Source organism: Deinococcus planocerae, from assembly GCF_002869765.1.
Taxonomy (GTDB): domain Bacteria; phylum Deinococcota; class Deinococci; order Deinococcales; family Deinococcaceae; genus Deinococcus; species Deinococcus planocerae.
On sequence record NZ_PNOR01000045.1, the window covers coordinates 1 to 5000 of the forward strand.

Annotated in this window: 8 protein-coding genes (1 of these 8 running past the window's edge); 1 reads left to right on the top strand and 7 read right to left on the bottom strand. The window is 71.4% G+C overall.

The window, feature by feature from the left end; genetic code table 11:
* The 6 genes from A7B18_RS18645 to A7B18_RS18670 all read right to left on the bottom strand — a co-directional run.
* On the bottom strand, positions 1–191 hold a 191-nt coding region (locus A7B18_RS18645), incomplete at its 3' end, for a transposase (protein ID WP_146009591.1).
* A gap of 33 nt (positions 192–224) precedes the next feature.
* Complete coding sequence (locus A7B18_RS18650; protein WP_146009592.1) at positions 225–1028, bottom strand: MBL fold metallo-hydrolase; 804 nt, start codon at positions 1026–1028, stop codon at positions 225–227.
* A 10-nt stretch (positions 1029–1038) separates the two neighbouring features.
* Complete coding sequence (gene trmB, locus A7B18_RS18655; protein ID WP_102128200.1) at positions 1039–2049, bottom strand: tRNA (guanine(46)-N(7))-methyltransferase TrmB; 1011 nt, start codon at positions 2047–2049, stop codon at positions 1039–1041.
* The gene (locus A7B18_RS18660) at positions 2046–2846 is read right to left on the bottom strand and encodes an FAD-dependent oxidoreductase (RefSeq protein ID WP_102128201.1); all 801 of its coding nucleotides are present in this window, start codon (positions 2844–2846) and stop codon (positions 2046–2048) included. The genes trmB and A7B18_RS18660 overlap by 4 nt, the downstream gene beginning before the upstream one ends.
* A gap of 53 nt (positions 2847–2899) precedes the next feature.
* Complete coding sequence (locus tag A7B18_RS18665) at positions 2900–3856, bottom strand: ComEC/Rec2 family competence protein (RefSeq protein ID WP_245872968.1); 957 nt, start codon at positions 3854–3856, stop codon at positions 2900–2902.
* Positions 3853–4161, bottom strand: a complete 309-nt coding sequence (locus tag A7B18_RS18670) for a DUF3006 domain-containing protein (RefSeq protein ID WP_245872969.1) — start codon at positions 4159–4161, stop codon at positions 3853–3855. Before A7B18_RS18670 ends, A7B18_RS18665 begins: the two co-directional genes overlap by 4 nt.
* Before the next feature lie 54 nt (positions 4162–4215).
* Between A7B18_RS18670 and A7B18_RS18675 the strand changes: the two genes are divergently transcribed.
* Complete coding sequence (locus A7B18_RS18675; RefSeq protein ID WP_102128220.1) at positions 4216–4812, top strand: GNAT family N-acetyltransferase; 597 nt, start codon at positions 4216–4218, stop codon at positions 4810–4812.
* A 22-nt stretch (positions 4813–4834) separates the two neighbouring features.
* Here the strand turns inward: A7B18_RS18675 and speA are convergent, their stop codons facing one another.
* Positions 4835–5000: the 3' portion of a biosynthetic arginine decarboxylase gene (gene speA, locus A7B18_RS18680; RefSeq protein WP_180970241.1), read on the bottom strand. The gene runs 1748 nt beyond the window's last position; 166 of the gene's 1914 nt are visible here — the last part of the coding sequence; its start codon lies beyond the right edge, outside the window — the gene reads right to left on this strand; it ends in the stop codon at positions 4835–4837.

Consider the following 5000-nt stretch of genomic DNA (forward strand, 5'->3'; position numbering starts at 1 on the left):
CGGTCATGGCAGGTATGCCATGACCCGTACCGCTCAGGAATGTCCCGCCAGGGTGCGCCGGTCTTCTGGCGCCAGATGATGCCGTTCAGGACGACGCGGTGGTCCTTGTAGGCGTGTCCTCGCTTGGGGTGTGGGGGCAGCAGTGGGCGAAGTTGAGCCCACTGCTGCTCGGTTAAATCTGTCCGTCCCATCCCCCCATCCTCCCAAATTCACCCAGACAGACCCTAGCGCGGGGCCGCCCGGGTGGCCCGCACGTTCAACCCGTGCAGCTCCCGGTAGAAGTCGGCGCTCGGCACGTCCGCCAGTCCCAGGTCGGCGAGGGCCTGCTCGAAGGTGGTGTCGGGGCGGGCGGCCAGGCGGGCGAAGTAGGCGAGGTTGCGCTCGATCAGGGACGCGTCGTGCCCGCCGCCGTGGCACGGCAACACCACCGCCGGGTCCAGCGCCCTCAGCTCGCGCATGGTGGCGAGCAGCACGGGCAGGTCGGCGTCCTGCTCCACGTAGGGAAAGGGGAACTCCAGGGCGTCCGCCGCGAGCAGGAGGCGGAGTTCGGGAATCCACACGACGAGTTGGTCGGCGCTGTGCCCGGGGGCGGGCCGCAGTTCGAGCGTCAGGTCTCCCCCGTCGATGGTCAGGGCGCCGTCGAAGGTCACGGTCGGCGGGCACAGGACCACTTCAGCGAAGCGCGCGTCCTCGGCCTGCTTGCGGGTCAGCTTGTCGCGGGCCGCCTGCGAGCGCAAGACCTCCCCCGCGAGGCGGCTCCCCAGGATGGGCGCGGGGTGCGGCCCGCCCGGCGCGACCAGCGCGTTGCCCCAGGCGTGGTCGTAATGGCCGTGCGTGTTGACGACGAGCAGGGAGCGCCCGGCCAGGTCGCCTTCCAGCAGCGCCAGCATCTGCGCGGCCTCCGCCGGGGTGCCGAAGGTGTCCACGACGACCACGTGCCGCCGCGTGACCACGGCGAAGCAGTCCACCTCGGTGCCTGACCGGAACATCCGCACGCGCGGGTCGGGCGTGGGCAGTTCCGTGATCACGGGCACCACGCTAATACCCCCGGTGCGTGACCACCGCGCCCTGCCCCTCCAGCCAGCCGGTCACCGTGCCGACCGCCGCCTTGACCCCCGGCGTGATGATGGGCCCCCCGAAGCGGGCGAGTCGGACGAGGTGGGTGCCGTCCCCCCGCGCGGTGACGCCCACGAGAACCTCCTGGATCAGCTCGCCTTCCACGACGTGGGCGAGGCACACCCAGCCGTCCTTGCCCAGGCTGCGGTACAGGTCGAGGAGGACGACGGTCCACCCGGCCCCGTCGCCTTCCGGCGCAGTCTCGCGGGTCTGCCCGCCGCGCGCCGTGTGTTTGCCGAACTCGCGGGGGCCGAACGTCTCGGGCAGGGTCAGGATGGCGTGGGGCACGTCGGGGGACTCCTCCTCGAAGGGATAGCGGGTGACGGCCCCGTGGGGCACGGGCGGGTGGGCGGTCGGCGTGAAGCGGGCGTGGTGGGCGCCCAGGCCCAGGTCGCGCCACTTCAGGGCGTACTTCGTCTCCAGGGCGGCGGGCGGCGCGTCCGTGAGGTCCACCCGCATGACGCCGCTCGCCCCCGCCTCATGGCAGGCGAACTCGAAATACTCGCCGTGGTCGGTGGTGAGCAGGACGGCCCCGCCCGGCCTCAGGCGGCTGGCGGCGAGCCGGAAGAAGGGGGCGCGCAAGAGGCGGTGGTCGGTATGCCCCGCCTTGGGCCAGGGATCGGGGAAGTTGACGACGATGGCGTCCAGCGCCCCCTCGGGCACCACCTCGCGGACGAGGACGCCAGCGGGCAGTTTGGTCAGCACGGCGTTCGTCAGCCCCGCCGCGCGCAACCTTCGAGCGGCCTTGAGCAGGCTGACCCCGCTGAGTTCGACGCCGAGGTAGTTGGGCGCCTCGGGGAAGGTGGCGGCGTGGTGCGGCCAGAACCGCCCGTCGCCGAAGCCCACCTCCAGCACCCAGGGACGGTCCGGGGTGTCGGGGTAGAGGCGCGCGGCGGCGTCGGGGAAGTGGAAGTCGGAGAGGCGGTAGATCATGAGCGTTCCCCCCCTCCCGGCCTCCCCCACGAGGGGGGACTCGAAGAGCCGCGCAGCGGAGGAGCCAAGAGAAGTTCCCCCGCCAGCCGCGCCGCGTCCTCCAGCACCGAGGCGTAGGTGTGCTCGCCGGGCGTGCAGCGGCCCACGGCGTACACCCGCTCGAAACGCCCCAGGCGGAAGCCGTCCAGTTCGGTCGGGGCGGGCGTCAGGAAACGCACGTCGTAGGGCGGCGCCCCCTCCACCCCGGCGGCGGTCTGCTCGCCCCCGATCAGCCATACTCCGCTGCGGGCGAGGTCGTCGGCCAGGAAGTCGTAGGCGACCTCGGAGAGCCGCCCGGCCTCCTCCATCGTCTCGCCGATCAGCAGGCGGCCCTTGAGAAAGGCCCCGACGGCCAGGACGACGAGACGGGCGCGCAGGGTCGGGCCCTCCCAGGTCGAGAGCGTGACCTCCCCCTCCCCCTCGTCCAGCTCGGTCACCGTGCTTTGCAGGAGGTGGATGCCCGCCGTGGCCTCGATCTCGGCCTTGAGGTGGCGGTGAAAGGTCCAGCCGTCCGTGTCAGGAGTCATCCGCCCGGCCACGAGGGCGAGGACGCTGCCGGGCGGAAAGCCCGCGCCCTCTATGGTCGGCTGGTACAGGTTCCCGAGGTGGTCGAGGGCCTGCGAGACGAGGAGCACGTCCGCGCCCGAACGCGCCAGGCGCCACGCGAGTTCCGTGCCCGCGAGGCCCGCGCCAACCACGGCCACGTCGTAGAGGTGCCCCGGCTGCGGCTGGCTGCGGGGCTGAAGGGGTCCGAACATCAGAGGGGGAGTGTAGTGCAGGCGGAGGCGAAGCACTCAGGCCCAGGTTTCCCTCACCGCTCCGTCTCCACCTGATACGACCCGTCTCCCTCGCCCGTGAAGGTCACCGTGCCCTGCTGGTCGGTGCGGTAGACGCGGACGTTGTTTTCCCTGTAGAGGTCCAGCGCCGTCTTCGTGGGGTGGCCGTAGTTGTTCTCGCCCACGCCGATGACGACGTTCTCGGGGCGGACGGCGGCGAGCCAGGCCTGATGGTCGCCGTTCGCCGCGCCGTGGTGGATGCTCTTGTAGAGCTGGAAGGGGCCCTGGATCTCGGGTCGGCGCTCCTCCAGCCACGCTTGCGTCTCGGGTTTCTCGCTGTCGCCGGTCATCAGGGCGCGGAACTTGCCGAACTCGACGCGCACGCCGACGCTGTTCTCGTTCTGGTCGTCGCCCATCCCGGCGGGCGGGGCGATCACGCGCACCTTGACCGAGCCGAGGTTGACGACCTGATTGTTCGCCTTCTGGAAGGTGGTGCCCGCCCCCTCCAGCGCCGTGACGAGGCGTTCCCAGGTCTGGGTGGTGCCCGCCAGCCCGTTGTTGATAAAGAGGGTGGGCCTAGCCGTCTGCGCGGCGGAGACCAGCCCCGCGATGTGGTCGGCGTCGGCGTGGCTGGCGACCATCAGGTCGATCTTGGTGACCCCGTAGGCTTTCAGGTGCTCCCGCATCCGAACGGCGCTGCGTCCGCCGTCGTAGAGCATCGTCTTGCCCTCGGGGCTGGTCACGAGCACGGCGTCCCCCTGCCCCACGTCGAGGAAGCGGATGGTGACCTGACCGCCCGGGGTGCCGCTTCCCCCCTGGTCGCCCTCCTCCTTCCCCCCACCCCCCGCGCACGCCGCGAGGCTGACGATCAGGCCGAGGACGAGCACGCCCGCGAGGTCGCTGGTGCTGGGGCCGTGGCCCTTGTGGCTGCCCCCGGACCCGGCGGCCTTGTTGCGGGCGGGGGAGTTGGAGGTCGCTTTCTTGCCGCTCACAGGGTGATCTCCTCTTCCCCCTCGTGGGATGTGCCCGCATTCAGGCGGTCGAGGTGGCGCTGGGCGGCCATGCGGCGGGCCCGGGTCTCCCCAGGCAGCAGGCGGACGGTCACCCCGTCGGGGCCGTCCTCCACGGCGAGGAGGTCACCCTCGCGCACCCCATCCGGCAGGGCGGAGAGGGGAAGGTCGAAGGTCTGGCCGTCCTCCCGCTCTATGCGGGCCACCCGGCCACGCGGGCCGTCCTCGATGCCGTCCACCGTCCAGCGTTCGGAGGCGTGGGGGTCGCGGCGTTCTTCGTCCTTCACCTGTTCAGGGTAGCGCGGCGAACGGCGGCGCTTGGGAACGTGCCACACTGCCCCATGCGCCACAGCCTGACGCTCCAGGGCGGCGACCTGACTCTGCGGCCCCTGACGGAAGGGGACACCCTGGCGTTGTGCGTGCTGGCGCGGGACTGCGGGGCCGAGTTGCGGTGGATGTCCACGCCGCCCACCTCTCCCGCCTCCTACCGCGCCGCGCTCGGCGCCCCCGACCAGTTGCCCTTCGTGGTGGAAGTTGGCCGGGAGTTGGCGGGAAGCACGCGCTACGGCGACATCCGGACCGCGCACGGCGGGCTGGAGATCGGCTGGACGTGGCTCCACCCCCGCTGGCACGGCACAGGCACGAAGCGCCGCATGAAGCGCCTGCTGCTCGCCCACGCCTTCGAGGAATTGGGCATGGAGCGGGTGCAGCTCAAGACCGACATCCTGAACACCCGCAGCCAGCGGGCCATCGAAGGGCTTGGGGCCGTCAAGGAAGGCGTGCTGCGGCGGCACATGCGCAGGCCCGACGGCACGATGCGCGACACGGTGATGTACTCGGTGACGCGGGGGGAGTGGGCGGCTGTCCGTCAGCGGCTCGCCGAACAGGTCAGCCTCTCTCAGCCCAAGGAGGAGGGGCGGTTCCGCTCCCCCGGTTAGCCGCCCCTCTCCCCCACCCCGCTCAGCCCTCCTCGTACTCCAGGTAGGTGTAGCCGAGCAGCTCCTCGCCGTAGTCCTCCAGCAGCTCGTTCTCCTGCTCGGGAGTCAGGGTGCCTACCTTGAGGGCGGCGTCGGCCTGGTCCTCGATGGAGTCGCGCAGCATGACTTCCTCGTAGCCCATCGACTCG

Coding starts and splice junctions, on each gene's coding strand:
- trmB (WP_102128200.1), bottom strand. CDS start 2,049: ATGATCTACCGCCTCTCCGACTTCCACTTCCCCGACGCCGCCGCGCGC.
- A7B18_RS18660 (WP_102128201.1), bottom strand. CDS start 2,846: ATGTTCGGACCCCTTCAGCCCCGCAGCCAGCCGCAGCCGGGGCACCTC.
- A7B18_RS18675 (WP_102128220.1), top strand. CDS start 4,216: ATGCGCCACAGCCTGACGCTCCAGGGCGGCGACCTGACTCTGCGGCCC.